General features: G+C 67.3%; 30 protein-coding genes and 1 riboswitch. Of the genes, 19 read left to right on the top strand and 11 right to left on the bottom strand.

The window, feature by feature from the left end; all coding sequences use genetic code 11:
- Positions 1-45 precede the first annotated feature (45 nt).
- The 10 genes from IW252_RS07265 to IW252_RS07220 all read left to right on the top strand — a co-directional run bounded on the left by IW252_RS07265 (position 46) and on the right by IW252_RS07220 (position 7,447).
- On the top strand, positions 46-1,398 hold the full coding sequence (locus IW252_RS07265) for a sensor histidine kinase (RefSeq protein WP_196835948.1): 1,353 nt from the start codon (positions 46-48) through the stop codon (positions 1,396-1,398).
- Entirely contained in the window at positions 1,395-2,099 is a 705-nt protein-coding gene (locus tag IW252_RS07260; protein ID WP_196835947.1) for a response regulator, read from the top strand. The genes IW252_RS07265 and IW252_RS07260 overlap by 4 nt, the downstream gene beginning before the upstream one ends.
- Positions 2,099-2,260: a hypothetical protein gene (locus IW252_RS07255; RefSeq protein WP_196835946.1), complete on the top strand. Its 162-nt coding sequence runs from the start codon at positions 2,099-2,101 to the stop codon at positions 2,258-2,260. Before IW252_RS07260 ends, IW252_RS07255 begins: the two co-directional genes overlap by 1 nt.
- A gap of 66 nt (positions 2,261-2,326) precedes the next feature.
- Positions 2,327-3,640, top strand: a complete 1,314-nt coding sequence (locus IW252_RS07250; protein ID WP_231365942.1) for a M18 family aminopeptidase — start codon at positions 2,327-2,329, stop codon at positions 3,638-3,640.
- A gap of 291 nt (positions 3,641-3,931) precedes the next feature.
- Positions 3,932-4,636, top strand: coding sequence for a transglycosylase family protein (locus IW252_RS07245; protein ID WP_196835945.1), 705 nt, complete (start codon positions 3,932-3,934; stop codon positions 4,634-4,636).
- 227 nt (positions 4,637-4,863) lie between these two features.
- Positions 4,864-5,169: a 30S ribosomal protein S6 gene (gene rpsF / locus IW252_RS07240; RefSeq protein WP_196835944.1), complete on the top strand. Its 306-nt coding sequence runs from the start codon at positions 4,864-4,866 to the stop codon at positions 5,167-5,169.
- Positions 5,170-5,225: 56 nt separating this feature from the next.
- A complete protein-coding gene (locus IW252_RS07235; RefSeq protein ID WP_196835943.1) occupies positions 5,226-5,819 on the top strand; it encodes a single-stranded DNA-binding protein in 594 nt (197 codons plus the stop codon).
- A 63-nt stretch (positions 5,820-5,882) separates the two neighbouring features.
- On the top strand, positions 5,883-6,122 hold the full coding sequence (rpsR, locus tag IW252_RS07230; protein ID WP_102158601.1) for a 30S ribosomal protein S18: 240 nt from the start codon (positions 5,883-5,885) through the stop codon (positions 6,120-6,122).
- An 18-nt stretch (positions 6,123-6,140) separates the two neighbouring features.
- Entirely contained in the window at positions 6,141-6,602 is a 462-nt protein-coding gene (rplI, locus tag IW252_RS07225) for a 50S ribosomal protein L9 (protein WP_196835942.1), read from the top strand.
- Positions 6,603-6,792: 190 nt separating this feature from the next.
- Positions 6,793-6,908: riboswitch (SAM riboswitch) on the top strand.
- A 14-nt stretch (positions 6,909-6,922) separates the two neighbouring features.
- Positions 6,923-7,447 carry a flavin reductase family protein gene (locus tag IW252_RS07220; RefSeq protein ID WP_196835941.1) on the top strand — a complete coding sequence of 175 codons (525 nt, stop codon included), beginning with the start codon at positions 6,923-6,925 and terminating at the stop codon, positions 7,445-7,447.
- Between the two features lie 20 nt (positions 7,448-7,467).
- Here IW252_RS07220 and IW252_RS07215 read toward each other — a convergent pair whose 3' ends face one another.
- Positions 7,468-7,941: a DUF1801 domain-containing protein gene (locus tag IW252_RS07215; RefSeq protein ID WP_331271477.1), complete on the bottom strand. Its 474-nt coding sequence runs from the start codon at positions 7,939-7,941 to the stop codon at positions 7,468-7,470.
- Entirely contained in the window at positions 7,935-8,291 is a 357-nt protein-coding gene (locus tag IW252_RS07210; RefSeq protein WP_196835940.1) for a hypothetical protein, read from the bottom strand. Before IW252_RS07210 ends, IW252_RS07215 begins: the two co-directional genes overlap by 7 nt.
- Positions 8,292-8,791: 500 nt before the next feature.
- Here IW252_RS07210 and dnaB point away from each other — a divergent pair, with 500 nt between their 5' ends.
- Complete coding sequence (gene dnaB / locus IW252_RS07205; protein WP_196835939.1) at positions 8,792-10,159, top strand: replicative DNA helicase; 1,368 nt, start codon at positions 8,792-8,794, stop codon at positions 10,157-10,159.
- Positions 10,159-10,953 (top strand): HAD family hydrolase, encoded by a 795-nt coding sequence (locus IW252_RS07200; RefSeq protein WP_331271476.1) that lies wholly within the window; start codon positions 10,159-10,161, stop codon positions 10,951-10,953. The genes dnaB and IW252_RS07200 overlap by 1 nt, the downstream gene beginning before the upstream one ends.
- Before the next feature lie 21 nt (positions 10,954-10,974).
- On the opposite strand, the gene IW252_RS07195 is transcribed toward IW252_RS07200, so the two are convergent.
- On the bottom strand, positions 10,975-11,508 hold the full coding sequence (locus IW252_RS07195) for a CGNR zinc finger domain-containing protein (RefSeq protein ID WP_196835938.1): 534 nt from the start codon (positions 11,506-11,508) through the stop codon (positions 10,975-10,977).
- 25 nt (positions 11,509-11,533) lie between these two features.
- Here IW252_RS07195 and IW252_RS07190 point away from each other — a divergent pair, with 25 nt between their 5' ends.
- Complete coding sequence (locus IW252_RS07190; protein WP_231365941.1) at positions 11,534-11,755, top strand: hypothetical protein; 222 nt, start codon at positions 11,534-11,536, stop codon at positions 11,753-11,755.
- 18 nt (positions 11,756-11,773) lie between these two features.
- Here IW252_RS07190 and epsC read toward each other — a convergent pair whose 3' ends face one another.
- From epsC to IW252_RS07160, 6 genes are read right to left on the bottom strand one after another with little or no spacing between them, the layout of a single operon-like run.
- The gene (gene epsC, locus IW252_RS07185; RefSeq protein WP_408065762.1) at positions 11,774-12,367 is read right to left on the bottom strand and encodes a serine O-acetyltransferase EpsC; all 594 of its coding nucleotides are present in this window, start codon (positions 12,365-12,367) and stop codon (positions 11,774-11,776) included.
- Positions 12,364-12,882: a GyrI-like domain-containing protein gene (locus IW252_RS07180; protein WP_196835937.1), complete on the bottom strand. Its 519-nt coding sequence runs from the start codon at positions 12,880-12,882 to the stop codon at positions 12,364-12,366. Before IW252_RS07180 ends, epsC begins: the two co-directional genes overlap by 4 nt.
- Positions 12,883-12,914: 32 nt before the next feature.
- Positions 12,915-14,207, bottom strand: a complete 1,293-nt coding sequence (gene kynU, locus IW252_RS07175) for a kynureninase (RefSeq protein ID WP_231365939.1) — start codon at positions 14,205-14,207, stop codon at positions 12,915-12,917.
- A 58-nt stretch (positions 14,208-14,265) separates the two neighbouring features.
- Positions 14,266-14,553: a MoaD/ThiS family protein gene (locus IW252_RS07170; protein WP_196835936.1), complete on the bottom strand. Its 288-nt coding sequence runs from the start codon at positions 14,551-14,553 to the stop codon at positions 14,266-14,268.
- Positions 14,553-15,716, bottom strand: coding sequence for a WD40/YVTN/BNR-like repeat-containing protein (locus tag IW252_RS07165; protein WP_196835935.1), 1,164 nt, complete (start codon positions 15,714-15,716; stop codon positions 14,553-14,555). Before IW252_RS07165 ends, IW252_RS07170 begins: the two co-directional genes overlap by 1 nt.
- Positions 15,717-15,770: 54 nt before the next feature.
- Positions 15,771-16,526: an SDR family oxidoreductase gene (locus IW252_RS07160; RefSeq protein ID WP_196835934.1), complete on the bottom strand. Its 756-nt coding sequence runs from the start codon at positions 16,524-16,526 to the stop codon at positions 15,771-15,773.
- Positions 16,527-16,675: 149 nt separating this feature from the next.
- On the opposite strand from IW252_RS07160, the gene aceE reads away from it, so the two are divergent.
- A complete protein-coding gene (aceE, locus tag IW252_RS07155; RefSeq protein WP_196835933.1) occupies positions 16,676-19,381 on the top strand; it encodes a pyruvate dehydrogenase (acetyl-transferring), homodimeric type in 2,706 nt (901 codons plus the stop codon).
- Positions 19,382-19,511: 130 nt separating this feature from the next.
- Here aceE and IW252_RS07150 read toward each other — a convergent pair whose 3' ends face one another.
- On the bottom strand, positions 19,512-19,748 hold the full coding sequence (locus IW252_RS07150; RefSeq protein WP_196835932.1) for a hypothetical protein: 237 nt from the start codon (positions 19,746-19,748) through the stop codon (positions 19,512-19,514).
- A gap of 381 nt (positions 19,749-20,129) precedes the next feature.
- On the opposite strand from IW252_RS07150, the gene uraD reads away from it, so the two are divergent.
- The 4 genes from uraD to IW252_RS07130 all read left to right on the top strand — a co-directional run bounded on the left by uraD (position 20,130) and on the right by IW252_RS07130 (position 23,695).
- On the top strand, positions 20,130-20,651 hold the full coding sequence (gene uraD / locus IW252_RS07145) for a 2-oxo-4-hydroxy-4-carboxy-5-ureidoimidazoline decarboxylase (RefSeq protein WP_196835931.1): 522 nt from the start codon (positions 20,130-20,132) through the stop codon (positions 20,649-20,651).
- Between the two features lie 61 nt (positions 20,652-20,712).
- Positions 20,713-21,069, top strand: a complete 357-nt coding sequence (gene uraH, locus IW252_RS07140; RefSeq protein WP_196835930.1) for a hydroxyisourate hydrolase — start codon at positions 20,713-20,715, stop codon at positions 21,067-21,069.
- A gap of 2 nt (positions 21,070-21,071) precedes the next feature.
- On the top strand, positions 21,072-21,998 hold the full coding sequence (gene pucL / locus IW252_RS07135; RefSeq protein ID WP_196835929.1) for a factor-independent urate hydroxylase: 927 nt from the start codon (positions 21,072-21,074) through the stop codon (positions 21,996-21,998).
- Between the two features lie 101 nt (positions 21,999-22,099).
- Complete coding sequence (locus tag IW252_RS07130; RefSeq protein ID WP_196835928.1) at positions 22,100-23,695, top strand: nucleobase:cation symporter-2 family protein; 1,596 nt, start codon at positions 22,100-22,102, stop codon at positions 23,693-23,695.
- A gap of 110 nt (positions 23,696-23,805) precedes the next feature.
- Here IW252_RS07130 and IW252_RS07125 read toward each other — a convergent pair whose 3' ends face one another.
- Positions 23,806-24,567 carry an IclR family transcriptional regulator gene (locus IW252_RS07125; RefSeq protein ID WP_196835927.1) on the bottom strand — a complete coding sequence of 254 codons (762 nt, stop codon included), beginning with the start codon at positions 24,565-24,567 and terminating at the stop codon, positions 23,806-23,808.
- 233 nt (positions 24,568-24,800) lie between these two features.
- Between IW252_RS07125 and IW252_RS07120 the strand changes: the two genes are divergently transcribed.
- The gene (locus IW252_RS07120; RefSeq protein WP_196835926.1) at positions 24,801-26,210 is read left to right on the top strand and encodes an NAD-dependent malic enzyme; all 1,410 of its coding nucleotides are present in this window, start codon (positions 24,801-24,803) and stop codon (positions 26,208-26,210) included.
- Positions 26,211-26,238: the final 28 nt, after the last annotated feature.

Here is a 26,238-nt window from a genome sequence, read left to right as displayed (position 1 = left end):
GGTAGAAACGAACGGCTACCCTGGCGGACGCCTTAGGCTCACACTATGGAGAACAGACCGGCTACGGGCACCGCCGAATCGGTACGCGTCAGCTTCGCCGAGCTGGCCGAGCGCCGCCGCGGCCCCGTGCGCCGTCTGCTCCACCGCCGCCCCGCTGTGGGCGACGCGCTCGTCGTCGCCCTCTATCTGTGTGTCACCGCGCTGGGCCTGATCGCCGCGGCCCCCGGCCACGCGCTCTGGCCACTCGCCGTGGTCGGCTGCGTCGGGATCGCCCTCTGGTTCCGGCGCCGGGCCCCGTTCGCAGTGCTGTCCTTCATCGCCGCCACGACCTTGGTGTTCATGGTGGTGGACCCGTTCCACGGGGTGATCAGCATCGGCCTGTGGTTTGCGCTGTATACGGCCGGCACCAAGTATGCCGCCCGCCGCATGATCGCTCTGGCCGTCCTGATCAGCGCCGGCCAGGTCCTCATGATGGCCCTCTGGGTCATCCCGCACCTGCAGGGCACGCCCCATGAGCCGCACGACGGGATTGTCATCGGCCGCAGTGAGGCCCCCATTCTGATCGGCGTTGCGGTGCTCCTGCTGGCCGCGAACCTGCTCGCGACGGGCATCGGCGCCGTCGTGCGCGCCAATCGCCTGCACCAGGCGGAGTTGGCCAACTGGGGCCTGCGCGTCTCCCGCCTGGCCCAAACGGCGGAACGGAACCGCATTGCCCGGGAAATGCACGACGTCGTCGCGCACTCCCTGTCCGTGATGATTGCCCTCTCCGACGGGGCCGGCGTCGTGATGGAGAAGAGCCCCGACCGCGCCCGCGGGGTCCTCGGTGAGCTCTCAGCGACCGGCCGGACGGCGCTGCGGGACATGCGCCGGGTCATCGGCGTCTTGCGGGATGACTCCGGGGCACCGCTGCATCCACAACCGGCCCATTCGTCCATTCCCGAGCTCCTGGAAGGGTTTCGGGCCGCGGGCCTGCCCCTGAGCTACACCCATTCCGGGCATCCATTGCCGGAGGATCCCGGCCTGCGGTTGACCGTGTACCGGATCATTCAGGAATCCCTCACCAACGTGTTGCGCTATGGGCGTGACGTGACGGCGGTGACGGTGGAATGCACCGTGACCGCCGACGCGGTTCGGGTGAGGGTGCACGACGACGGACGCTCCGGTGAGGCCCGCCCGCAAGTGGGTGCCGGCGCAGGCTTGCGCGGCATTGCCGAACGGGTGGCGATCTACGATGGAGACGTGACGGCCGGTCCGGGGGAGCAGGGTGGCTGGACGGTGGACGCGCGCCTGGCCGTGAATGCGGAGACTTGCCCCGAGCCAGGCGGCGCCGATCCACGCGGCGGACGGCCGCGTCAGGAGCCGGGAACCGAAGAAACGAGAGGGGCGCGGGAGTCATGACGCGCGTGTTATTGGTGGACGACCAGCCGCTGCTGCGCGTCGGATTCTCGCTGATTCTGGAGGCCGAGGAGGGCCTGGAGGTGGTCGCCGAGGCCTCGGACGGGCTCGAGGCGATCGCCGCCGTGGCCGAGCACGCACCCGACGTCGTGCTGATGGACGTTCGGATGCCCCGGCTGGACGGCATCGAGGCGACCCGGCGGATCGTCGCCGAGCATCCAGAGACCCGCGTCATTATTCTCACCACCTTTGATGTGGACGAGTACGCCTTCGACGGGTTGCGAGCCGGCGCGTCCGCCTTCCTGCTGAAGGACGTGGCGCCGGCCGAACTGGTCCAGGCCGTCCGGGTGGTGGCCAGCGGTGACGCCGTCGTGGCGCCGCGCGTGACCCAGCGGCTGCTGGAAACGTACGTGCGGGTGGCGCCGGGAGCCGGTGCGTCGGCCCAGGCTCCCGAGCCCGCGGAGGCTCCGCCGGAGGATCCGTTGTTGCAGGACCTCACGGCGCGCGAGCGGGAGGTGTTGACCGTGCTGGCCGAGGGGCTGTCCAATGCGGAAATTGCGCACAAGTTCTTCCTCTCCGAGGCCACGGTCAAGACTCACGTGCGCCGCATCCTGACCAAGTTGCACCTGCGGGACCGCGTGCAGGCCGTCGTCTACGCGTACGAGACCGGCCTGGTGGTCCCCACGCAGGGGCTGGACTACTAATGAACATCGAGTTCCTGCGCAGCCCCTGGTTCATGCTCGCGGTCCTGCTGTTAGTGGCGGGAGCCTTCATCCTTGCGGTGCCCGGGTGGCCGGTGCTGGGGTGGGGCGCCGTCGTGGCCGGCCTGCTCCTGATGGGGTACGCGAGGTACCGGCAGGGCTAACATCGTGTCCTGAGGAAACTGAAGCAAGCGTTGAAAACATGAACGAGCACGACGACGGAGGTCACCTTGGCAGAGCAGAGCACCCTGAGTGCCGCACGGGACATTAGCGATGCAGCGCGCGAGCACGCCCGCGACTTGGGGGCGTTTGTGGCCGCGTCGCCGTCGAGTTACCACGCGGCCGCCGAGGCGGCGCGCCGGCTGAGCGAGGCCGGCTTTACCGGGCTCGACGAGGTGGACGAGTTCGGTCGTGAACCGGGTGGCTACTACGTGGTGCGCGACGGCGCGATCATCGCGTGGGTGGTCCCGGAGGGGGCGGGCCCGCGCACGGGCTTTCACCTGCTGGGCTCGCACACCGATTCGCCGTCGTTCAAACTCAAGCCCAAGCCGACCATTGGTGCGCACGGGTGGCTGCAGGCCGGCGTCGAGGTCTATGGCGGCCCGCTGCTGAACTCGTGGCTGGACCGCGAGCTGCTGTTGGCCGGGCGGCTGGTGCTGACTGACGGCACCGAGGTGCTGACCCGTACCGATCCGCTGTTGCGCTTTCCGCAGTTGGCCATCCACCTCGACCGGCAGGTCAACGATGGCCTGACCCTGGATAAGCAGCGCCACATGAACCCGGTGTGGGGGACCGGCGTGCCGAGCCAAGAGGACCTGCTGGGCGTGCTGGCCGACGCCGCTGGCGTGGAGGCGGCACAGATCGGTGGGTACGACGTCGTGGTGGCGGACGCTCAGCCGGCGGCCGAGTTCGGGCAGGACGGCGCGTTCTTCGCCTCCGGCCGCCTGGATAACCTCTCCTCGATGCACGCCTCCGTGGTGGCGCTGGTGGAGCATGCCCGCGCCGGCGGGGGCGAGCACATCGCCATGCTGACGGCGTTCGATCACGAGGAGATCGGTTCCGGATCCCGTTCCGGGGCCTCGGGGCCGTTCCTGCAAGAGGTCCTCGAGCGGATCGGCAACGCGTTCGGGGCCAGCGATTCGGATCGCTACCGCGCCTACGCGGACTCGGTGTGCGTTTCCGCGGACGCGGGCCACTCGATTCATCCGAACTACCCGGAGCGGCATGACCCGGCCAACCAGCCGCTGCTCGGCGCTGGCCCGCTGCTGAAGATCAACGCGAATCAGCGCTACGCCACCGACGGCGTGGGCGCGGCCCTGTGGTCCCGGCTCTGCGCCGAGGCGGAGGTGCCGTACCAAGAGTTCGTCTCCAACAACATGATGCCGTGCGGCTCCACGATCGGCCCGCTGACCGCCACCCGCCTGGGTATCCGCACGCTCGACGTCGGCATTCCGCTCCTGTCGATGCATTCCGCGCGGGAGATGTGCGGCGTGGCGGACCCGTGGCGGCTGGCCAGGGTGGGCGTGCGGTTGTTCGCGAGCTAACCCGCTCAGATTCGCAGCAACTGGACCACCTGTGCGGCCCGGACAACTCATGCTGCCGCATCGCTGCATCCGACCATCTGCTTGCGCCGAATCGACGGCGATTTGGGGCTCCTCGCGCGGCTTGTGTGGCCTATGCGTGGGCTATGCCGGGCCTGCCGAAGTGCTCAGGAATCGCTGTGAACGGACGATCTGGCTTGCCCGGCTCCCCGGGCGTTGCCTTACCGTGATTAAGTCACGATTTGGTAACAACCTGTCGTGATCGCGCTAGTGACCACGACTTCAGGAGATCTCATGACCAAGCAGCAGGACACGAAGAAGTACATGCGCCGCGGGCTGGCCGGTTCGGCCGCCGTCGTCGCGATCGCGGGCGCGGCCTCCCTGGCCGCAGCCCCGGCCAACGCCGCCTCGACCTCCACCTGGGAGGCGCTCGCCGAGTGTGAGTCGGGTGGCGATTGGTCCATCAACACCGGCAACGGCTACTACGGCGGCCTGCAGTTCAGCATGAGCACGTGGGAGGCCTTCGGCGGCTCCGGCAACCCGGCCGACGCCTCGAAGTCCCAGCAGATCGCCATCGCGGAGAACGTGCTGGCCACGCAGGGCTGGGGCGCCTGGCCGGCCTGCTCCGCGGAGCTTGGCCTCTCCGGCACCGCCGACGCTGAGCCGGCCCCCGAAACCGAGACCACCACCGAGGTTGAGGCGCAGGCCGCCCCAGCCGAAACGCAGGCCGAAGCGCCAGTGGCGGAGGAGCCCGCGCAGCAGGCCCCGGCTGAGCCAGCCCCGCAGGCCGGCTCACAGGGCATCGGTCAGGACGTTGCCGCCGTCGCCGCCGAGGATTCCGGTGAAGACCACACGGTGGCCTCCGGTGACACTCTGGCCGTCATCGCCGAAGAGCACGGCATCGATGACTGGCGCGCAATCTACGCAGTGAACCAGGAGGCGATCGACGATCCGAACCTGATCCTCGTGGGCCAGGAGCTGAACCTGCCAGTCGCCTAAGAGCGCCGAGACGTCCGGCGGGCGGCGGCCGTTGCGCCGTCGTCCGCCCCTCATTTCCTCGTGTTGGAGAGCACGCCCGGGTCCGTCAGGGCCCGGGCGTGCTATCGGGTAGGATAGATGAGGTTGTCTACACCCCTGCCCGAAAAGCGGGTGGGCCGGCAACCAACGCAAAGAACCTCCTGTTACGGAGAGACCGTGACCGTTTAGCCCAAAGGAGGTGGGTTCACATGCGTGCTTACGAACTCATGGTGCTGATCGACCCAGAGGTCGACGAGCGTACCGTCGAGCCGACGCTCGGCAAGTTCCTGGACGTTGTCCGCAACGATGGCGGGACCATCGAAAACGTTGACATCTGGGGCCGCCGTCGTCTGGCCTACGAGATCCAGAAGAAGTCCGAGGCGATCTACGCCGTGGTCAACTTCACCGCCACCCCGGCAACCTCTGCCGAGCTTGATCGCCAGCTGTCTCTGAATGAGACGATCCTGCGCACCAAGATCATCCGCCCGGAGGATCAGAAGGTTTCCGCCAAGTAATTCCCCTGCGGGAATTGCTCGAGTAATCGAACGAACCGACACGTCAGGAGACAGTCATGGCAGGCGAGACAGTCATTACGGTCATCGGTAATCTCACCGGTGACCCGGAATTGCGTTTCACCCCGTCGGGCGCTGCGGTGGCCAACTTCACCATCGCTTCCACCCCGCGGACGTTCGACCGCCAGACCAACGAGTGGAAGGACGGCGAAACGCTGTTCCTGCGCTCCTCGGTGTGGCGCGACGCTGCCGAGAATGTCGCCGAGACGCTGACCAAGGGCATGCGTGTTGTGGCCCAAGGTCGGCTCAAGTCGCGTTCGTTCGACACCAAGGAAGGCGAACGGCGCACCGTCATGGAGCTGGATGTCGACGAGATCGGCCCCTCCCTGCGTTACGCCTCCGCTAAGGTCACCCGCACCCAGCGCAATGGCGGTGGAGGCAATCAGGGTGGCTTCGGCGGCGGTGCTCCCGCAGGCGGCTTCGGCGGCGGAAATGCCGGTTTTGGCGGCGGCAACGCCGCACCGCAGCAGCAGTCCGGCGGCAACGCCGGTGGCGGCTGGGGCGCCCCGGCCGACGATCCCTGGTCCACTCCCTCCACCGGTGGTAACAACGGTGGCGGTTGGGGCGCTGGGAACGACGAACCGCCTTTCTAAACCTATTTCTATTCACCATCCCGCAGAACACTCTGCGGGCTCCACACACTAAGGAGCTCCACGATGGCTAAGGCTGATATTCGCAAGCCCAAACCAAAGTCCAACCCCTTGAAGGCCGCTGACATCACTGTCATCGACTACAAGGACGTCGCCCTGCTGCGTAAGTTCATCTCTGATCGCGGCAAGATCCGTGCTCGTCGCGTGACCGGCGTGTCCGTGCAGGAGCAGCGCAAGATTGCGCAGGCCATCAAGAACGCCCGTGAGGTGGCCCTGCTGCCTTACTCCGGCGCTGGCCGCGGCTAAGGGAAGGGGACAACAACTATGGCTAAGCTCATTCTGACCCACGAAGTGACCGGTCTCGGTACCGCTGGCGACATCGTCGAGGTGAAGAACGGTTACGCACGTAACTACCTTCTGCCGCGCGGCTTCGCCGTGACCTGGAGCAAGGGTGGCGAGAAGCAGGTCGAGTCCATCAAGGCCGCCCGCGCTGCCCGCGCCGTTGCCTCGCTGGAAGAGGCCAAGGCGGTTGCCGCCAAGCTGGCTTCCAAGCCGGTCAAGGTGCAGGTGAAGACGGGCGACTCCGGTCGTCTGTTCGGCACCGTCAAGGGCGCCGACGTCGCGCAGGCCGTTGAGGCCGCGGGGCTCGGCTCCATCGACAAGCGCATGGTCGAGCTGCCGGAGCACATCAAGGCCACCGGCAACTACGAGGCCACCGTGCGTCTGCACGAGGACGTTTCCGCAACCATCGCGCTGCAGGTCGTCCCGGCTGCCAAGAAGAAGTAACTGGCCGCGGCGATAGCCGCTCCCGGACTTCGGCCGTGAGGCCCCGCCCCGAGTGGGTGGGGCCTCACGCGTTTAACGGACGACGACGGCGCGCCCCTCGGCGTTGGTGGCCCCTGGGGCGGTGGCAACCTTGCGAAATATTGCGGCCCGCCTTGGCCACGGTGCGCCACGGACCGTAACGTGGGGACTGAATCAAGAGATTCAACGTAAAGCCCTGGCTCGTTGAACGGCAACCCTCTCCTCGGTAGTGGGGTGCTCCAGGTGACGATTCGGCCCACCGGAAAACCGGTCGGGCAAGTACCGCACGACAGGTGGTGAGCATGACTGCGCACGCGTCCGTTCTTTCCGATGATCTTTCCCCGCTGGCCCTTCGGCACGCTTTTGCCCAGCACCCCTCCGGTATTGCCGCGCTCTGTGCCGTGATCGACGGCCGACCGCAGGGGATCGTGGCCTCCTCCTTCACCGTGGGGGTGTCCCTAGACCCGCCACTGGTGATGTTCGCCGTCCAAAAGACGTCGCGGACCTGGCCGATCGTCAGCGAAGCCAGCCGAATTGGCGTGTCCATCCTCGCGAGCGAGCATCAGGGGGTCTGCCAGCAGATCGCCTCGCGGGACGGGGATCGCTTTGCTGGGCTCGCCCTCGAGACCAACGACGCCGGGTCCCTGTTCCTCCGCGACGCCTCCCTCTGGTTGGAGACCAGCGTTGAGCAGCAGATCGAGGCGGGGGATCACTACGTGGTGCTCTTGCGGGTGCACGGGCACTCCACACACCCCAGCCAGGCGCGGCCCTTGTTGTTCCACAACTCGGGCTTTACCACCCTGGCCGAGCCGGCGTTCGCCCACTAAATCAGTGGCCCCGCGGCCGGTCAGTCGCGTCGGGCGCGCTCCGTGGTTCCGCTATCAGGGTCCGGGCGGTGCATCGCGTCCATGACGTGACGGTAGCTCTCCACGAGGTACCGGCGCAGCGCGTCGGGGTCGATGTCCGCCAGCTTGTTCACGTAAAGGCAGGCCGTACTGCGCTTGTACTTTCCGAGGTCCGCAAGGGCTGCAGCGGATTCTTCCGTGTCGTTAATCGCGTAGATCACGAGGTGAGCCTTGCGCGGGGAGAACCCGAGGGCCGGGGCGTCGCCTTCGTGGCCTGACGCGTAGCGGTAGTGATAGCTGCCGAATCCGATGATGGACGGCCCCCACATCTGAGCGGGGTGGCCGCTGATCTCCTCCAGGAGCTCCACGAGCACGGAGGCGTCCTCGCGGCGCCGCGCGTTCTCGACGGACGCGATGAACTCGCGGGGGTCGACGTCGGTCGGCTGCATGACCGGTGCCGCTGCGCGCTTCACCACCGGGGAGACCCCGTGAGGCGCTTGACGATGGGTTCGCCGAGGGGCGGTGCCGTGGGGTCCTGCGGAATTCCGTTCTCCGCCGGCGGTGAGGTGGGGTCCTGCGGTGTCGCGGAGGGAGTCGCGGAGGACGAGTGCGGCAAGCGCTGCTGGCTCTCTTGACGAATCTGCTCCGCGCGCTGCTCGTCCTGCCGCCGCTGCTCCTCGACTTGGCGATTCAGCTGCTGAATGTACTGTTCCTCTTCGCTGAGCCCGGAGTGGGGCCGGGAGCTAAAGATCCACCACAGTCCGGCGACAATCGCCGCGACGACGAGGAGGAAGATCAGTGCCTCCGTGACCGAAATACCGAACACTTGGTGCCTCCTAGTCCCGCGTGACGAAGCCGCACCGAGCCGATCCGCGCGGTGCCTAGTGACTAATCTACGGCGCTTGTCCCCGGAGCGCATCACCCTTGAGGAGCATGTGCGCGGGGTTCGGGCGTGTCTGTGGGTAACCCGGGCCAAGCTGTGGATAAGTGGGGCTGGTTTTCAACACCCGGGTGTCCTCTCCGGGCCTTCAACCCTCAGTGAAGGCTGAAGGTTGGGGACAAAAATGTGTGAATCCACACCTGTACACACATGAAAGTACTAGTCAGAATGTATTTAGGAGAGAAAATAATCCGCTGTCCACAGGGTCGTCCCCACGCTGTGCACAGGTTGGGCGCGTTTACCCACAGCCCCTGTGGATAACTCCCTTGGCGTGGGGGCTGAGGGGGCCTACAGTTCAAGCAGCCTCGCGCGCGAACGCGTACCTATTTTGTGCCCTGCCGGGTGGATCATTGAGGCAAACGTCGGCGCCGGCGAAAGGACCTTTGGTGACACTGACCCACAGCGAGATCGAGGAGCACTCCGCGGACGCTGGGCGGACCCCGCCGCAGGACATCGTCGCCGAGCAGTCGGTGCTCGGCGGCATGATGCTCTCCAAAGACGCCATCGCCGATTGCGTGGAAGTCCTGCGCGGCCCGGACTTCTATCGCCCGTCCCATGAGCTGGTCTATGAGGCCATCATTGACCTCTACGGCCGTGGAGAACCCGCGGACGCGGTCACCGTCGCGGACTTGCTGACCAAGCGCGGAGACATTTCCCGCGTCGGCGGCCCCGCGTATTTGCACACCCTGATTCAGTCCGTCCCGACGGCGGCCAACGCGGGCTTCTATGCGGAGATCGTCGCCGAGCGCGCGGTGCTGCGCCGCCTCGTCGATGCCGGCACCAAGATCGTCCAGCTCGGCTACTCGCAAGACGGCGAGGTGGAGGACATCGTCAACACCGCGCAGGCGGAGGTCATGACCGTCGCGGAGCGCCGCGGCGGCGAGGACTACGTCCCGCTGCGGGACATCATCGAGGGCACCGTCGATGAGATCGAGTCCGCCGGCAGCCGCGGCGAGGGCATCATCGGCGTACCCACCGGATTCTATGAGCTCGACGAGCTGACCCAGGGCTTGCAGGGCGGCCAGATGGTCGTGATTGCCGCGCGTCCGGCGGTCGGCAAGTCCACGTTCGCGCTGGACTTCGCCCGCTCGGCGGCCATCAAGAACAACATGACCACCGTCTTCTTCTCCCTCGAAATGGGGCGGAATGAAATCGCGATGCGCTTGCTCTCCGCGGAGGCCTCGATTGGCCTGCAAGATCTGCGTAAGGGCACGGTGAAGGATGAGCAGTGGGGCAAAATTGCCACCACCATGGGGCGGCTCAACGACGCCCCGCTGTACATTGATGATTCGCCGAATATGTCCCTGATGGAGATCCGGGCCAAGTGCCGTCGGCTGAAGCAAAAGAATGACCTCAAGCTCGTGGTGCTCGACTACCTGCAGCTGATGAGCTCGGGCAAGCGCGTCGAATCTCGCCAGCAGGAGGTCTCCGAGTTCTCGCGTGCGCTCAAGCTCCTCGCCAAGGAGCTGGAGGTCCCGGTGATCGCGCTCTCGCAGCTGAACCGTGGCTCCGAGCAGCGCACAGACAAGAAGCCCATGGTGTCTGACCTGCGTGAGTCCGGTTCGATTGAGCAGGACGCCGACATGGTCATCCTGCTCCACCGTGAAGACATCTATGACAAGGAGTCCCCTCGGGCCGGCGAGGCGGACGTGATCGTGGCCAAGCACCGTAACGGCCCCACCAAGACGATCGTGGTCGCCTTCCAGGGCCACTACTCGCGCTTTTCCAACATGGCTTCCGAAGGCGGCATGTAGTGGCGGGCATCAGGCTGGTCGTCACCGACATGGACGGCACGTTGCTGCACGACGACGGCACGGTGCCGGCCGCGTTTTGGCCCCTCCTGGAGCGTATGCGTGCTCAGGGCATCACGTTTGTGCCGGCCTCGGGCCGGCAGCACGCCGCCTTGAGTCGGGACTTCGCCGGGCGCGGTCCCCTGCACATCATTGCTGAGAATGGGGCGCTACTCACCCACGACGGCACCGAGCTGTTTTCCCGCACCCTCGAGGCGGCGGCCGTGCGGGACATGCTGGCGGCCTTGCGGGAGGTGGCTGCGCGCGAGAATCTGGGCGTGGTGCTGTGCGGCAAGCGGTCCGCCTACATCGAGCGGCAGGATGCGCACTTCCGGGAGCAGGCACGGCACTACTACGCGGCACTCGAGCCGGTGGAGGACCTGCTGGCGGTCCAGGACGATTTCCTGAAGATTGCGGTGTGCGATCTCGAGGAGGATGCCGCTCGCCTCGAGGACGAGTTGACCGGCATTGCTGCGGGGCACCGGCTGGTGGTGTCCGGGCCGAAGTGGGCGGACATCATGCGCCCCGACGTGGACAAGGGCCACGCGCTGGCCCACCTGCAGGCAGAGCTGGGGGTCACGCCCGCGGAGACGGTGGCGTTTGGCGACTACCTCAATGACCTCGGCATGCTCGCGCGTGCTGAGCACGCCTACGCGATGGACAACGCCCACCCGGACGTGCTCGCGGCGGCGCGGAACACGGCCGGCACCAACGCCAGCGCCGGCGTCGTCCGCGTCCTTGACGGCCTGCTCGGCTGATCCACGGGGCCGGGGCTCACGTTAGCGCTGGTGCGCCCGGTGCCGGCGGACGGCTGCGCGATTGGCGCAGCGCACCGAACAGTACCGTTGCCGGCCGTTGCGGGTGACGTCCACGACGACGTTGGTGCACTCATCCGACGCGGCCGGCCCCGCGGCGCACCGGGCCAAGCGGTGCATGCCGCGCGTGGTGAGGTGCAGGGCCGTGCCGACGCCGATGACGGCGCGGAGCACGTGGGGCAGGGCCTGGTTCTGGTCGCGGTAGTGCAGGTGCCAGCCCTCGCCGTCGTGATCGGTGAGCCGCGGATACGCCGTCGCCGCCGCCAGCTGCGCATTGAGGAGCCGCGCCCGGGTTGGGTCATCCGCGGCGTCGACGACCTCGAGCCAGGCGTCAATCACGCCGCGGGTGGCCTCATGATCGCCGGGCGCCACGGGAAAGGCCATGGTCATGCCAAACTGGCGGGTCCGTTCCTCGATGCCGGCGCGATCCGCGGGCCACTCATTAGCCAGTGACGCGGCGAGCAGCACCGCATACTCTCCGTAAGGGTTGAGATGCATAAGGGCATTACATCATGGTGTTCCTATGAACAGTCGAGACCAGGCCATAGACCGCTCCGCTCCGCTCCCAGCCCCGCTCCTCGCCCCGGTGCTCGAGCATGAGCACGGGTGGCGCGTGGAGTCGAGTCACCGAACGTCCGCGGGCCTGGTGGTCTACGTCGTGTGCGGCGAATGCGCCGCTCGGCGGGTGGACCTGCAGGAGGCGCCGTGCGTGCCCCCGTCAGCGCTCAGCCGCGAGTTGTGTTGACGGGTCTGCGGGCGGTCACTAGAGCAGCACGGCCGGATCGATGAGGTCCGTGCGCGGATCCAGAGGGTAGTCGCTGTCCTTGTGGCGGTGCACGGCCGGCATGCCAATCGCGATCGAATCGGCCGGTACGTCCCGCACGACGACGGCGTTGGCGCCGATGGCGGAATCGTCACCAATCGAGATGGGGCCAATGATGCGGCAGCCTGCGCCGAGCATGACGCGGTTGCCGATGATCGCGTGGCGGCGGGCGCCGCGATCAAACGGCACCTGCAGGGTGCGCCCGCCCACGGTGGCGCCCTGATACATCATGACGTCGTCTCCCATGACCGTGGTTTCGCCGATGACGATCTCCGAGCCGTGATCAATGAACGGGCGCCGGCCAATCCGCGCTCCCGGGTGGATCTCCACGCCGGTGAAGAACCGGGCCAGCTGGCTCAGCACGCGCGCCGCCGGCCGGAACGGGGGCCGTACCCACATCTCATGCGCTATGCGGTAGGCCCAGATGGCGTGCACGCCCGAATAAGCGAGCGCCACCTCCACGTTATTCCGGGCCGCAGGATCCTGCGCACGGGCGGCGAGCAGATCCTCCCGCAGCATGTGACGCAGACTCACGCGGTGTTGCCTGTCTCGTTGACCACCGGCACAAACAGATCGGTACGCATCGACTCCGGGTCCGCCTCCGGCGACGGCTCCGTGACGTAGACCTCCCAGAACGGCAGTTGTGGGGAGTATCCGTGCTCGCCGATCCACGTCATCAGCCCGCCCCACGCATCGCCCAAGGCGTCGTAGGCACCAAGGTGAGAGGCCACGGCGGTGGTGCCCTCGGGGAGGACGGACGGCTCGACGACGGTGCCAGCGGCCGAGGTGCGGGAGCCCTCCAGGGGATGGTCGATCGCGAAGCCCACCTCGAAGTCCATGGACTCCGACGGCTCGCGCGTCATCAACGCGAACGCCGGGCCCACGGGTGAGAGGCCCTCGGCGTTCAGCACCTCGCCCAGCGCCGCGAAGGCGGCATCGTAAAACGCCGTCAGCTCAGCGAACGGCACGTCGGTGCCCCGGACGACGGCGGTGCGGGCGGCCGAGACCTGGACGATGACCGGTTCGGCGTGTGGTTCGGAGCGGATCATGACAGCCTCCCGGATGGATGTGGCGCCGGCGATTAGGTGACGGCGTTGCGTACTGTGAACTCTGCGGCGTCCCACGCGCGTGTGTCAAGGACGTCCCGCAGCTCCTCCACGGCGTCGTACACGTCCGCAAACCCCACATAAAGCGGGGTGACGCCGAAACGCAGCACCTCCGGCTCTCGATAGTCTCCGATGACACCGCGGGCGATCAGCGCGCTCATCACCGCGTAGCCCTCCGGATGGCGGAAGCTGGCGTGGCTGCCGCGGCGACCATGCTCTTCGGGGGTGATGAGTGTCAGCGGGTGGTCCCCGCAGCGCTCGCGCACCAGCCGGATGAACAGGTCTGTGAGCTCCAAGGAGACCGCGCGGACCGTAGCCATGTCCGCCTCGAGGGCGAGATCCACGCCGTTCTCCACCATCGCCAGAGACGTGACCGGCTGCGTGCCGCACATGAAGCGACGGATGTCATTCGCCGGGGCGTAGGCGTCAGCCATGGCAAACGGGGAGGTGTGGGACCACCACCCGGACAGCGGCTGCCAGAAGCGCGCTTGGTGGCGTTCGTGCACCCAGATGAAGGCCGGGGCGCCCGGGCCACCGTTGAGGTACTTGTACGTGCACCCCACGGCGTAGTCGGCATCCGCGCCGCGCAGATCCACCTCCACGGCGCCCGCAGAGTGGGCCAGGTCCCAGATCGCCAGAGCGCCGGCGTCGTGCGCGCTGGCCGTCACGGCCGCCATGTCCCACATGGCGCCGGTGCGGTAGTTGACGTGGGACAACGCGACGACGGCGACGTCGTCGTCCAGTGCCTCCTCCAGCGTCAGCTCTTCGTCGATCAGCCGGACCTCATAGTCGCCGCCGACGCTGTTGAGGAAGTCCGCGAGGCCTTCGGCAATGTAGATGTCCGTGGGGAAGTTGTCCCGCTCGGTGAGGATGACGCGGCGGCCCGGGCGCTCCTGCTGCTGGATGCGCAGGGCCGAGGCGAGCGCCTTGAAGAGGTTGAGGGTGGTGGTGTCCGTAACCACACACTCGTTCTCGCCGCTGCCGATGAGCCGGGCGATTTTGTCTCCGAGCGTGCGCGGTAGGTCGAACCACCCGGCCGTGTTCCACGAGCGGATGAGGCCCTCACCCCACTCCTGCTCGACGACGGCGGCCGCCCGCTCAGCGGAGCCCTTGGGCCGCGCGCCGAGGGAGTTCCCGTCCAGATAGATGGTGTTCTCCGGCAACGCGAAACGGTCACGGAAGGTGGCGAGCGGGTTCGCCGCATCGGCCGCCACGCAGTCCTCGCGGGTGACGCGGGCGCTGGCGGGCTGCAGAAGGTGGGGCATCATTGTCCTCGGGGTCGTTCAGTGCGTGGGTGTGCCCCGCCAGTCTATGCGCCGTCGCGACTTACCCGCCCGCGACCGATTGCACGATCATGATGCGCTCGCCGGCTGGCACCACCGTGGCCTGGCCCTCGAGGTCCCGGATGTTGTCCTGGCCGACGAACACGTTGGCGTACCGGCGCACCTCGCCGAGCTCATTGCGCACCTTCCGCCCGAACCGCGGGAAGCGCTCCGCCAGCACGTCTAGGACATCGCCCACGCTCGCCCCGTCCGCGACCTCGACCCGCAGCTCGCGGGCCCCGTCCACGGACGCGGCGAGCACGTTGGGCACGTCCACCACCACGTCCCGCATTACTCCTCCGGGAACTGCGGCACGTACTTTTCCGAACGCAGCGGCAGGTCGGCCTTGGGCACGACGGCGGCGCGCACGCTGAGCACGTCCGGCAGGCGGTGGGCCACGCGGTTGAACGTCAGCCCCTCGTCCGCGCTAGCGAACACCTCGCCGCCGCGCGTGCCGAAGTACACGCCGGTGGAATCGGGGTGGTCATCCACGCCGTGCGCGTCGCGGAGGATGGTATTGAAGTCCGTATCCGGCAGCCCGTCGTGGTGCTCAGTCCACGTGTCCCCGGCGTCCTCCGTCTTGTACACGGAGACGCGGGCGCCCGCGGGAATGCGGTCGATGTCCGCGGCCATCGGCACAATCCATGCGGTGCCGCCCTTGCGCGGGTGCACCATAAACGTGAAGCCGAAGTCTCCGGGTAGCCCCTCGGCGATGGACTCCCAGTGCTCGCCCGCGTTGTCCGAGCGGTAGACGCCACCGTGGTTCTGTGCGTAAAGGCGCCGAGGATTCTCCGCATCCCGGGCGATCCGGTGCACGCATTGCCCGAATTCCGGTTCCTCACCGGGCAGAAAGCCGGCCGCGATGCCGCGGTTGGCCGGCTCCCACGAGGCGCCGGCGTCGTCCGATCGGTAGACGCCCGCCGCCGAGGCGGCCACATGAATCTGATCGCTGGAGGGGTCCGGGTCCACCGTGTGCAGGCACGGGCCGCCTCCGCCGGGCTGCCACTGCTGGCGCTGCGGGTGATCCCACAGGCCGCGGTTCAGCTGGAAGGATGAGCCGCCGTCGTCGGACTTCCACAACGAGTGCGGTTCGGCCCCCGCCCACACGACGCCGGGGCGCGCGTCAGCGTCCGGGCGCAGGTGCCAGACGCGTTCGAGCGCCGCGCCAGTGTCCTCGGGAAAGGTGATGGCACCGTGCTCGGGGTCGCTCCACGTGGCACCCAAATCGTCAGAGGTCACCACGGTGGGCCCCCAGTGCCAGTCCAGCAGACCCGCGAGCACGCGCGGGGTTCCGGACCGGGTATCGATGGCGACGGAGGAGGCCTCGAGGACGAGGAAGTGCGGTTCGGAGAGGGTCCAGTTCACGCGGTCCTCGCTGGAGGCGAGCCATAGGCCCTTCTTGGTTCCGATCGCCAGCAGTGTCATGGTCTCGGCGGGTGCCGTTGCTGTGCTCATGGTCACAGTTCAGCACCGCTGACCACCGGTGGCAAGGGGTGGATGGGCCCGGTTTTAGCCGCGGCCAATGAAGGGCATGCCGGCCGCCGTGAGGGTCAGCTGGTTCACGCTGGCGCTCGCCGGCAAGTCAGCGAGGTATTCGATGGCGCGGGCCGCTTCCTCGAGGTCGAAGCTGGGCTCGGCGCGTCGCGTGCCGTCGGCCTGCAGCGCGCCGGTGGCCGTGCCGAGGTCCGTCATCATGGCGGTGGCCGCGTTGCCGATATCCAGTTGCGTGCAGGTGATCCCGTGCGGCCGGCCGTCCAACTCGATCGACTTGGTCAGGCCCGCGATCGCGTGCTTAGTCGTGGTGTAGGCCGCTGAGCGTGGGCGGGGTGTTTGGGCGGAGATGGAACCGTTGTTGATGATGCGGCCGCCCGTGGGGCGCTGGGCGCGCATCCTGCGGAACGCCTCTCCGGCGCATAGGACGGCGCCCGTGACATTGACGGCGACGACGGCGTCCCACTCGGCCAGGGCGAGCTCGCCGACGTCGGCGGCCGGGCCGAACGTTCCGGCGTTGTTGACCAGCAGGTCGATCCGTCCGAAGCGTTCCTGCGCGGCGTCGAACAGCGCGGTGACGTCGCCGGCGTTCGTGACATCGGTGGGCACGGTGAGCGCGGCCGGGTGAGCGGCCGCCGTGTGCTCCAGGGGGTCGGCGCGGCGTCCGGCGAGCACCACGTTCCAGCCGGACGCGAGGAGCCGCCGCGCGGCGGCGGCGCCGATGCCGGATCCGGCCCCGGTGACGACGGCGGTGCGGGGCGCGGTGGGGCTCATGGGACCTCCTGGGGCGGACGTGGGATGGCACGGATTGACATCCGCGACGTGACGCCATTCACTTTAATACTATTATGCGAAAAAGAAATTCCGCATTGCGATAGTACTGTGACGCGGCGGCCACCGCTGCCGACCTCGAAGGGAAGATCATGACCATCATCGATGAACCCGGGTTCGCACTCGATCCGGACGCCGAAGAGCAGGCCGAGTGGATCGAATCGTTCGACTCCATGCTGGCCGCGGGCGGCGCCAACCACGCCGGCACCATCATGCAGCGCCTGCTGGAGCGCGCTCGCCAGCAGCAGGTCGCTGTGGAGTCCGCCATCACCTCCGACTACGTCAACACCATCCCGGCCGACCAGGAGCCGCGGTTCCCGGGCGACGAGGCCACCGAGCGCCGCTACCGGGCGTGGATGCGCTGGAACGCGGCGATCATGGTGCACCGGGCGCAGCGCCCCGGCATTGGGGTGGGCGGCCACATTTCCACGTATGCGGGAGCGGCCACCCTCTACGAGGTGGGGTTCAACCACTTCTTCCGCGGCAAGGATCACCCCTGTGGCGGCGATCAGGTGTTCTTTCAGGGTCATGCTTCCCCCGGCATGTATGCCCGAGCCTTCCTCGAAGGTCGGCTGAGCGAAGAGGACTTGGACGGCTTCCGTCAGGAAAAGTCCCGCCTCGGTCACGCGTTGCCGTCCTATCCACACCCGCGCAACCTGCCGGAGTTCTGGGAATTCCCTACGGTGTCGATGGGAATCGGGCCGATGAACGCGATCTACCAGGCCCAATCCAACCGGTACCTCGAGAACCGCGGGCTCAAGGAACCCTCCGATCAGCAGGTTTGGGCCTTCTTGGGCGATGGGGAGATGGATGAACCGGAATCCCGCGGCCTGCTGCAATTGGCCGCCAACGAGAAGCTGGACAACCTGAACTTCGTCATCAACTGCAACCTGCAGCGGCTCGACGGGCCCGTGCGCGGCAACGGCAAGATCATGCAGGAGCTCGAGGCCTTCTTCCGCGGTGCCGGGTGGAACGTCATCAAGGTGGTGTGGGGGCGCGAGTGGGATCCGCTCCTCGCCGGCGAGCATGCGGACGACCTCGTGGACCTGATGAACCGCACGCGGGATGGCGATTATCAGACGTACAAGGCAGAGTCCGGGGCGTTCGTTCGCGAGCACTTCTTTGGGAGCACGCCGGCCACCAAGGAAATGGTGGCGGGCATGAGCGACGACGAGATTTGGAACCTCAAGCGCGGCGGCCACGATTACCACAAGGTCTATGCGGCCTACCGTGCGGCCACGGAATTCACCGGCAAGCCGACGGTGATCCTCGCCAAGACGGTCAAGGGCTACGGCCTCGGCCCGCACTTCGAGGCCCGCAACGCTACCCACCAGATGAAGAAATTGACGTTGGAGGACCTCAAATCCTTCCGCGACTACCTGCGCATCCCCATCAGCGATGAGGAGCTCGAAGCAGATCCGGCCCGCCCGCCGTACTATCACCCGGGCGCCGACGCCCCGGAACTGGCGTATTTGCAGGAACGACGCAGGGACTTGGGTGGGTACCTCCCGGAGCGGCGCGGCCGCCGCGCCGCCGTCGCACTGCCCGAGCCGTCGTCGTACGCCGCCGCCCGGCGGGGCTCCGGCAAGCAGCAGGCCGCCACCACCATGGCCTTCGTGCGCTTGCTCAAGGACCTGATGCGGGACAAGAACTTTGGGCACCGGATCGTGCCCATCGTTCCCGACGAATCCCGCACGTTCGGCATGGACGCGTTCTTCCCCTCGGCCAAGATCTACAACCCATCGGGGCAGGAGTACCTCTCCGTGGACCGGGACCTAGTGCTGGCCTACAAGGAGTCCGCCGCGGGCCAGTTGATTCATCCGGGCATCAACGAGGCCGGCGCGGTGGCGGCCTTCACGGCGGCCGGGACCGCGTACGCCACGCACGGCGAGCCGCTGGTGCCCTTCTACGTGTTCTACTCGATGTTTGGTTTTCAGCGGACCGGGGACTCCTTCTGGGCCGCAGCGGATCAGATGACGCGGGGATTCATCATTGGTGCCACGGCGGGGCGCACCACGCTCACGGGGGAGGGGCTGCAGCACGCGGATGGGCACTCGCCCCTCTTGGCGGCCACCAATCCGGCCGTGCTGACCTATGACCCCGCGTTCGGGTATGAGATCGGGCATCTGGTCCGCGCCGGGTTGGAACGCATGTATTCGGGGGAGCACGAGGACCCCAACGTCATGTATTACCTGACCGTCTACAACGAGCCGTACGCGCAGCCGGCTGAGCCCGAGGATGTCGACGTCGCCGGCATCCTTGGCGGTATCCATCGGGTCAGTGCCGGCGCGGGGCAGGGCCCGACGACGCAGCTGCTCGCCTCCGGCGTGGCCGTTCCGTGGGCGCTGCGGGCGCAGCAGCTCCTGGCTGAAGAGTGGGGTGTCACGGCCGATGTGTGGTCCGTGACCAGCTGGACTGAATTGCGCCGCGATGGCCTGGCTGCCGAGCGTGAGCGCTTTATGGGGGCGGAGTCAGCAGAGCCGCCCGTCCCCTTCATCACCCGGCAGCTGGCCGGTGCCGAAGGGCCCGTCGTGGCGGTCACGGACTACATGACCCAGGTCCCGGACCAGGTGCGGCAGTTTGTGCCGAACCAGTGGGCCACCCTCGGCGCGGACGGGTTCGGGTTCTCGGACACCCGCCCGGCCGCGCGCAGGTTCTTCACGATCGACGCCGAGAGCGTGGTAGTGCGCGCGCTCCAGCTGCTGGCCGATCGGGGCGACGTCGCCCCCGACGTTCCCCGCCAGGCCTTCGTCCGCTACGGGCTGGACCAGATGCCAGCTGCTGAGGGCGAACACTAGGCGGCGCGGGCCCCGACGCGGGGCGCACGCAAGCGGGGGCCGGCCGTGAGGCCAGCCCCCGCATGCCTTGAATGATGATCGGCGCTGCCGCGCTGGAAGCGCGCGCTGTGGTGCGGCGAGGAGGCCGGGCCTAGCCGGCCAACCGGTGCCGCAGGCGGCTCCACCAGGACGCGTCCGCCGGGGTGGGCAACACGAAATCCGGATCGAGGCCCCCGGCATAGAACGAGGAGTCGACGCCGGTGCTCGTCGCGTCCGGCTCCTGGCTCACGCTCGGGCGGTGTGTCGCGTCGAGCGCGGTCTCCTCGGCCGGCGCGGAGCCGTGCCGTACGGTGTGTGCGGCCTGATCGAGACGCTGATCCTGGGTCATGGTTCCTCCTGTGCGGTGACCGTCCGCGCCCATGGGGGGCGATCTGAGCGGACGTGCTCTGCGGTGTCAGTCATTCCGTAATGTGGAAGCGTTTTATTGAATTGCGGAATTCCAGTATCACCGAGGCCGAGGGATTGCACAAGCCTCTGGTGGCATGCGATCGGGGCGGCCCCCGCGTGCTGGCGGCTCGAGCCCACGTGCGGCGGGACAAAAATTCTTGGGCCGAGACTCTTGACAGCGACCATGTGAGCTGCGTTACATGGTGTTAATGAAATGAAAGTTCCGTCATACAGAAACATCGAGTCAAGTTGGTCACGGCCAATGGTTAAGGGTGTTCAGCACTGAGGCGGAGCTGTCGGTACGACGAAAGCTGAACCCCGCATGAGACTTGATGACTTCAACGCGCACGACGCCACGGCGCTGCGCGACACCCTGCGCCCTTGCCTCGACGTCGATCGCTGGATCGACGCGATCGCCTCCGCCCGCCCCGTGGCACACCTTGAAGACCTCGGAGCGGCCTCCCGGAGCGTCCTGCCGTTGACCTCCGCAGAAATCCAGCAAGCCTTGGCGCACCATCCGCGCATCGGAGAGCGCGCCGATGGTGCTTCCGCGGAGGCCACGTTCAGCCGCCATGAGCAGTCCGGCGTCGATCCGGACTCCGACGTCGCCCGCCGGATCGGCGCCGGGAACGTGGCCTACGAGCAACGGTTCGGCCGCGTCTTCCTCATCCGTGCCGCCGGCCGGAGCCCCCAAGAGATCCTCGCCGAGCTCAACCGTCGCCTGGATAACACCCCGGCCGCGGAGGAACGGGAAACGGGGGAGCAGCTCTGCGAGATCGGGCTGTTGCGGCTGACGAGCCTGCTGGAGCCGGCACCGGCTGCCAGCGCCCGCACCTCTTCTTAGACCTTCCCAGCCCCTCTCCCGTGTGGAGAGGATCCACACCTCAGCGCAGAGGAGGACTCACATGAGTCACACCGATGGCGATCGCAGCCACATCACCACCCATGTACTCGACACCGGGACCGGGAGGCCTGCCTCCGGTGTCAGGGCCACGCTGGAGCGCAGGAGCGCTTCCGGTTGGCAGGAGGTCGCTTCAGGCACGACGGACGGCGATGGCCGGATCAGTCAGCTTGGACCGGCCAGCGTAGAAGCAGGAACCTACCGGATCACCTTTGACACCGGTGCCTACTTCGGGACGTCGGGCACGGAAACCTTCTTCCCCGAGGTGGTGCTCAGCTTCGTCGTCGCCGACGTCGAACAGCACTACCACGTACCGCTCTTGATCAGCCCATTCGCCTATTCCAGCTACCGAGGGAGCTAACCATGACCATGACAGCACCGGAGACAGCGACCGGCACGAAGATTGTGCTCGGCAAGAATCAGTACGGCAAGGCCGAAGTCCGCCTGGTGAAGATCACCCGCGACACCGCGCGCCACCAGATCGAGGACCTCAACGTGAGCTCGCAGCTGCACGGGGACTTCGAAAGCGCTCATACCGAGGGCGACAACAGCAAGGTGGTGGCGACCGACACCCAGAAGAACACGGTGTATGGCTTCGCCCGCGACGGCGTCGGCACCATGGAGCGTTTCCTGACCCGCCTCGGCGAGCACTTTACGGGCGAGTTCGACTGGGTCAGCGGAGGCCGCTGGGCGGCCGAGCAATACTTCTGGGACCGGATCCAGGATCACGACCACGCGTTCTCCCGCAACAAGTCCGAGGTCCGCACCGCGGTGCTGGAGATCGCCGACGGGCGGAAGAACATCATCGCCGGCATCGAGGGCGTGACCGTCCTGAAGTCCACCGGCAGCGAGTTCCATGGCTTCCCGCGGGACCGATTCACCACGCTGAAGGAAACCACGGACCGGATTCTGGCCACGGACCTGACCGCCAAGTGGCGCTACAACACGGACGCGGTCAACGCGGGCGACATTCAGTTCGACGACATCTACGCCTCAGTGCGGGAGCTGCTGTTGGGCGCCTTCGCCAATACCCACTCCCTCGCGCTACAGCAGAGCATGTTTGAGATGGGACGCGCCGTGCTGGAGGCGCACCCGGAGATTGATGAGATCCGGATGAGCCTGCCGAACAATCACCACTTCTTGGTGGATCTGGAGAGCTTCTCCCTCGATAACCCGAACGAGGTGTTCTTCGCCGCCGACCGCCCGTACGGGCTCATTGAGGCCGCCATCAAGCGCGACGGCGTCGCTGACACGCACCCGATCTGGGAGAACTCCTCCGGATTCTGCTAAGCCCCCACCCCACCAGGATCCGGAGCAGGGCGAGGCCGGGTCCGGTGCCGCAAACACCGGGCCCGGCCATCCGCTCCGGACTATGCACAAGGAGACCAGCTATGGCAGCTGCAAGCACATCGAAACGTCCGGAGGACGAACGACTGCCGTTGGGGCGCACGTTCGCCTACGGATTACAACATGTTCTCACAATGTATGGCGGCATTATCGCCCCACCACTGATCATCGGCGGCGCAGCGGGGCTGGACAGCACGCAGGTGGCCCTGCTGGTTTCCTGCTGCCTCTTCGTCGGCGGCGTAGCCACGATCCTGCAGACCGTGGGCGTGCCCTTCTTCGGGGCACAGCTGCCGTTGGTGCAGGGGACGTCCTTCGCCTCCGTGGCCACCCTCGTCGCCATCGCGCAGGGTGATGGCGGCATTCAAGCCGTTTTCGGGGCCGTCTTGGTTGCGGCGGTAATCGGGTTTGCGATCGCCCCGTTCTTCGCCCGGGTCATTCGCTTTTTCCCGCCCGTGGTCACCGGCGTGGTCATCACCATGATTGGCATGTCCCTGACGCCGGTGGCCGCGAATTGGTCCATGGGCGGCGATGAGTCGGCGGCCGACTACGGGAGCCTGCAGAACATCGGGCTGGCCGCGATGACGCTGGTGATCGTGCTTCTGCTGAGCAAGGTGGGCAACGCGGCCATCTCCCGGCTTTCCGTGCTGCTGGCTATTGTCATCGGCACCCTGGTTTCGTGGGCGCTGGGGATCGCGGACTTCTCCGAGGTGGGCGAGGGCCATATCTTCGAGCTGCCGCAGCCCTTCGCGTTCGGCGCGCCCGTCTTCGAGGTGGGTGCGATCATCTCCATGGTCATCGTGGTGCTGGTCATCCTCACGGAAACGACGGCGGACATCCTGGCCATCGGCGAGATCGCCAAGACCCGGGTGGACTCGAAGCGCATCGCGGACGGGCTGCGCGCGGACATGATCTCCTCGATCGCGGCGCCGATCTTCAACACCTTCACCCAGAGCGCCTTCGCCCAGAACGTGGGACTGGTGGCGATCACGGGCGTCAAGAGTCGCTTCGTGGTCACGGCCGGCGGCGGCATCCTGCTGGTGCTGGGCCTGCTGCCGATTCTCGGCCGCGTCGTGGCGGCCATTCCGCTACCCGTTCTGGGTGGTGCCGGCATGGTGCTCTTTGGGACGGTTGCGGCCTCCGGGATCCGGACGCTCTCCAAGGTGCAATTCAGCAGCCAGAACCTGATCATTGTGGCCGCCTCCATCGCGTTCGGCATGATCCCCGTGGTGGCGGAGGGCTTCTACGACAACTTCCCCACGTGGATGGGGACGATCTTCCACTCCGGCATTAGCTCCGCCGCCATCATGGCGATTGTCCTGAACATCGTGTTCAACGAGATCAAGCTGGGCAATACCAAGGGCGGTTCCGTGTTCCACGCGGCGCCGCCGCGCATGGTGAAGACGGAGGAAATCCGGAGTCTGCGCGAGGGCGATCACTTTGAGGCCGGAAAACTCATCGACGCGAAGGGCGAGGAGGTCCCCGTGGTGACCTCCGAACAGTTCACCGTGGCCCTAGCCGAGCACCTGAAGGCCTGCGATCAGGCGGGGGTGGAGCCCGAGCTACCGGACGGCGTCGAAAAGCAGGAAGTGCTCGAGGCGGCCGAGGGGGTCCGGGAGCCGGGCGCGGCCCCGCGGACCTGACGGCGGCATGAAGCGGCCTCGGCCCCGACGTCCCAGAGGGCGTCGGGGCCGAGGCCGTGGTGCGTCGGTGCGGAACCGCTCCGGCGAGGCGTGGCCGGACGGGTGCGGGCTTAGAGGGCAGCGCCGGTGAGCGCCTCGGAGATGGTGCGGGTGGCCCGCTCCAGCGCGGCAACGGCCTGCGTGGCGAAGGCCTCGTCCACGCGAGAGACCGGCCCCGAGATGGACAGCGCCATCGGCGTCGGAGCGCCGGGGACGGCCATCGCGAAGCAGCGCACGCCCAGTTCCTGCTCCTGTTCGTCCACCGCGTGCCCTTGAGCGCGAATCCGCTCGATCTCAGCCATGAGCTCCGGCAGGGTGGTGATGGAGTGCTGGGTGGCCGCCGGCATGCCGGCCTGCAGGACCAAGCGGGTGATGCGTTCGTCGTCGAGCACGGCCAGGATGGCCTTGCCCACTCCGGAGGAGTGGAGATTGGCCCGGCGGCCCACTTCCGTGTTCATGCGCATGCTGTGCGGCGAGGGGACCTGACCGGTGTAGGTGACCATGTCGCCGTCGAGCACCGCGAGGTTGGCCGACTCGCCCAACTCGTCCACGAGAGAACGCAGGACCGGGGCGGCTAGGGCACCCAGCTGGCGGTTGGCCACCTCCCCGAGCCGGATGAGGCGGGGGCCGAGGGCATAGCGCCGGTTGGGTAGCTGGCGGACGTGTCCGATGCCGACGAGGGTGCGCAACAGCCGGTGGATGGTGGGCAGGGGCAGCGGCGTCTGCTCGGCGAGCTCGCTGAGCGTGCACTCGCCTCCAGCGCGGGCAATGAGCTCCAGCAGATCAAAGGCGCGTTCTACCGACTGAACGCCGGATCCGGTCTTGGTGGTCATGGGGCTCCTCGCGAGGGGGTCGCGGACGGTGTATAGGGCGGATCAGCCCGTGGTCAGGCTATCGCATCGAGACCCAGTTTTTCCGCCCTCCGGAATACTGAGAGTGAATCTTTGGCGGTAACCCTTGAAATTCCATAATACAGATCATAATATCCACTATACGGAAACAAACGAGTCACTACGGTGGAGCGGCCGCCCGTGCGGCGCCGCCGCCGAGATGAGGAGGTAGGACCATGGGAGCACCGAGCCCCGGATATTCGCTGACGATCCGCGTGGAGGCCCCCGCGACGATCACGGCCACCAGCGAACTGGCCGCCGCCGTCGGCGCGGCGGGCGGTTCCGTCACGGCACTGGACGTCGTCGAATCCGGTCACGAGACCGTCATCGTGGACGTCAGCTGCAACACCACCAACACCGACCACGCCGAGCAGATCCGCGGCGCGCTCGATGACCTCGACGGCGTGAGCGTGCGCAAGGTCAGCGACCGCACCTACCTCATGCACCTCGGCGGCAAGCTGGAGATCAACCCCAAGGTGGCGCTGCGCAACCGTGATGATCTGTCCCGGGCCTACACGCCCGGCGTCGCCCGTGTGTGCCAGACCATCGCCGCGAATAAGGACGACGCGCGGCGCCTGACGGTCAAGCGCAACACGATCGCTGTGGTCTCCGACGGGTCCGCCGTCCTCGGCCTCGGCAACATCGGCCCGGAGGCCTCGCTGCCGGTCATGGAGGGCAAAGCCGCCCTCTTCAAGCAGTTCGCCGACGTCGACGCCTGGCCCGTGTGCCTCGACACCCAGGACACCGAGGAGATCATTCGCGTCGTCAAGGCGATCGCCCCCGTCTACGGCGGCGTGAACCTCGAGGACATCGCCGCGCCGCGCTGTTTCGAGATCGAGCGCCGGCTCCGCGAGGAACTGGACATTCCGGTGTTCCACGACGATCAGCACGGCACCGCGATCGTGACGCTGGCCGCGCTGGTCAACGCCCTCAAGGTGGTGGGCAAGACGATCGACCAGGTGCGGATTGTGGTCTCCGGCGTGGGCGCCGCCGGCCACGCCATCATCGGCCTGTTGGCCGCCAGCGGGGCGCGGAACATCATCGCCTGCGGCCGCTCCGGCGCGATCGTCAAGGGCGAAGAGTACAGCGACGCCCACCGCGTGTGGATCGCCGAGAACACCAACCCCGAGGGCTTCAGCGGCACCTTGCAGGAGGCCGTCGTCGGGGCCGATGTCTTCATCGGCGTTTCCGGACCGGACCTGCTCCAGGAAGAGCACATCGCGTCGATGGCCGAGCAGGCCATCGTTTTCGCGATGGCCAACCCGGACCCGGAGGTGGATCCGGTGGCGGCCGGCCGGCACGCCGCCGTCGTCGCCACGGGCCGCTCCGACTTCCCGAACCAGATCAACAACGTCCTCGCGTTCCCCGGTGTGTTCCGTGGCCTGCTGGACGCGCAGACCGCCGAGATCACCGACGAGATGCTGGTGGCCGCCGCCGAGGCGATCGCCTCCCGGGTGAGCGACGCGGAGCTGAACCCGGGCTTCATCATCCCGAGCGTTTTCGATCCGAAGATCGCCAGCGACGTCGCCGCCGCGATCGTCGCGGTCGCCCCCGCACAGACCCCCGCCGCGGCCCCCGTCAGCTAACCGAACCGACGCCGAAGGAGCACCGATT

It is taken from the genome of Zhihengliuella flava, from assembly GCF_015751895.1.
GTDB lineage: Bacteria > Actinomycetota > Actinomycetes > Actinomycetales > Micrococcaceae > Zhihengliuella > Zhihengliuella flava.
Note: the sequence above shows the minus strand (reverse complement) of the source record. Positions and strands in the feature narration are given on the sequence as shown.

What these genes read in the sequence shown, in the direction of transcription:
- IW252_RS07165 (WP_196835935.1), bottom strand. Translation starts at nt 15,716, where the DNA reads ATGAGCACAGCAACGGCACCCGCCGAGACCATGACACTGCTGGCGATC.
- IW252_RS07235 (WP_196835943.1), top strand. Translation starts at nt 5,226, where the DNA reads ATGGCAGGCGAGACAGTCATTACGGTCATCGGTAATCTCACCGGTGAC.
- IW252_RS07160 (WP_196835934.1), bottom strand. Translation starts at nt 16,526, where the DNA reads ATGAGCCCCACCGCGCCCCGCACCGCCGTCGTCACCGGGGCCGGATCC.
- IW252_RS07170 (WP_196835936.1), bottom strand. Translation starts at nt 14,553, where the DNA reads ATGCGGGACGTGGTGGTGGACGTGCCCAACGTGCTCGCCGCGTCCGTG.
- kynU (WP_231365939.1), bottom strand. Translation starts at nt 14,207, where the DNA reads ATGATGCCCCACCTTCTGCAGCCCGCCAGCGCCCGCGTCACCCGCGAG.
- pucL (WP_196835929.1), top strand. Translation starts at nt 21,072, where the DNA reads ATGACCATGACAGCACCGGAGACAGCGACCGGCACGAAGATTGTGCTC.
- IW252_RS07195 (WP_196835938.1), bottom strand. Translation starts at nt 11,508, where the DNA reads ATGCATCTCAACCCTTACGGAGAGTATGCGGTGCTGCTCGCCGCGTCA.
- rpsR (WP_102158601.1), top strand. Translation starts at nt 5,883, where the DNA reads ATGGCTAAGGCTGATATTCGCAAGCCCAAACCAAAGTCCAACCCCTTG.
- uraD (WP_196835931.1), top strand. Translation starts at nt 20,130, where the DNA reads ATGAGACTTGATGACTTCAACGCGCACGACGCCACGGCGCTGCGCGAC.
- IW252_RS07125 (WP_196835927.1), bottom strand. Translation starts at nt 24,567, where the DNA reads ATGACCACCAAGACCGGATCCGGCGTTCAGTCGGTAGAACGCGCCTTT.
- IW252_RS07190 (WP_231365941.1), top strand. Translation starts at nt 11,534, where the DNA reads ATGAACAGTCGAGACCAGGCCATAGACCGCTCCGCTCCGCTCCCAGCC.
- IW252_RS07245 (WP_196835945.1), top strand. Translation starts at nt 3,932, where the DNA reads ATGACCAAGCAGCAGGACACGAAGAAGTACATGCGCCGCGGGCTGGCC.
- IW252_RS07150 (WP_196835932.1), bottom strand. Translation starts at nt 19,748, where the DNA reads ATGACCCAGGATCAGCGTCTCGATCAGGCCGCACACACCGTACGGCAC.
- IW252_RS07120 (WP_196835926.1), top strand. Translation starts at nt 24,801, where the DNA reads ATGGGAGCACCGAGCCCCGGATATTCGCTGACGATCCGCGTGGAGGCC.
- aceE (WP_196835933.1), top strand. Translation starts at nt 16,676, where the DNA reads ATGACCATCATCGATGAACCCGGGTTCGCACTCGATCCGGACGCCGAA.
- uraH (WP_196835930.1), top strand. Translation starts at nt 20,713, where the DNA reads ATGAGTCACACCGATGGCGATCGCAGCCACATCACCACCCATGTACTC.
- rpsF (WP_196835944.1), top strand. Translation starts at nt 4,864, where the DNA reads ATGCGTGCTTACGAACTCATGGTGCTGATCGACCCAGAGGTCGACGAG.
- IW252_RS07180 (WP_196835937.1), bottom strand. Translation starts at nt 12,882, where the DNA reads ATGATCCGCTCCGAACCACACGCCGAACCGGTCATCGTCCAGGTCTCG.
- IW252_RS07260 (WP_196835947.1), top strand. Translation starts at nt 1,395, where the DNA reads ATGACGCGCGTGTTATTGGTGGACGACCAGCCGCTGCTGCGCGTCGGA.
- rplI (WP_196835942.1), top strand. Translation starts at nt 6,141, where the DNA reads ATGGCTAAGCTCATTCTGACCCACGAAGTGACCGGTCTCGGTACCGCT.
- IW252_RS07255 (WP_196835946.1), top strand. Translation starts at nt 2,099, where the DNA reads ATGAACATCGAGTTCCTGCGCAGCCCCTGGTTCATGCTCGCGGTCCTG.
- IW252_RS07265 (WP_196835948.1), top strand. Translation starts at nt 46, where the DNA reads ATGGAGAACAGACCGGCTACGGGCACCGCCGAATCGGTACGCGTCAGC.
- IW252_RS07130 (WP_196835928.1), top strand. Translation starts at nt 22,100, where the DNA reads ATGGCAGCTGCAAGCACATCGAAACGTCCGGAGGACGAACGACTGCCG.
- IW252_RS07220 (WP_196835941.1), top strand. Translation starts at nt 6,923, where the DNA reads ATGACTGCGCACGCGTCCGTTCTTTCCGATGATCTTTCCCCGCTGGCC.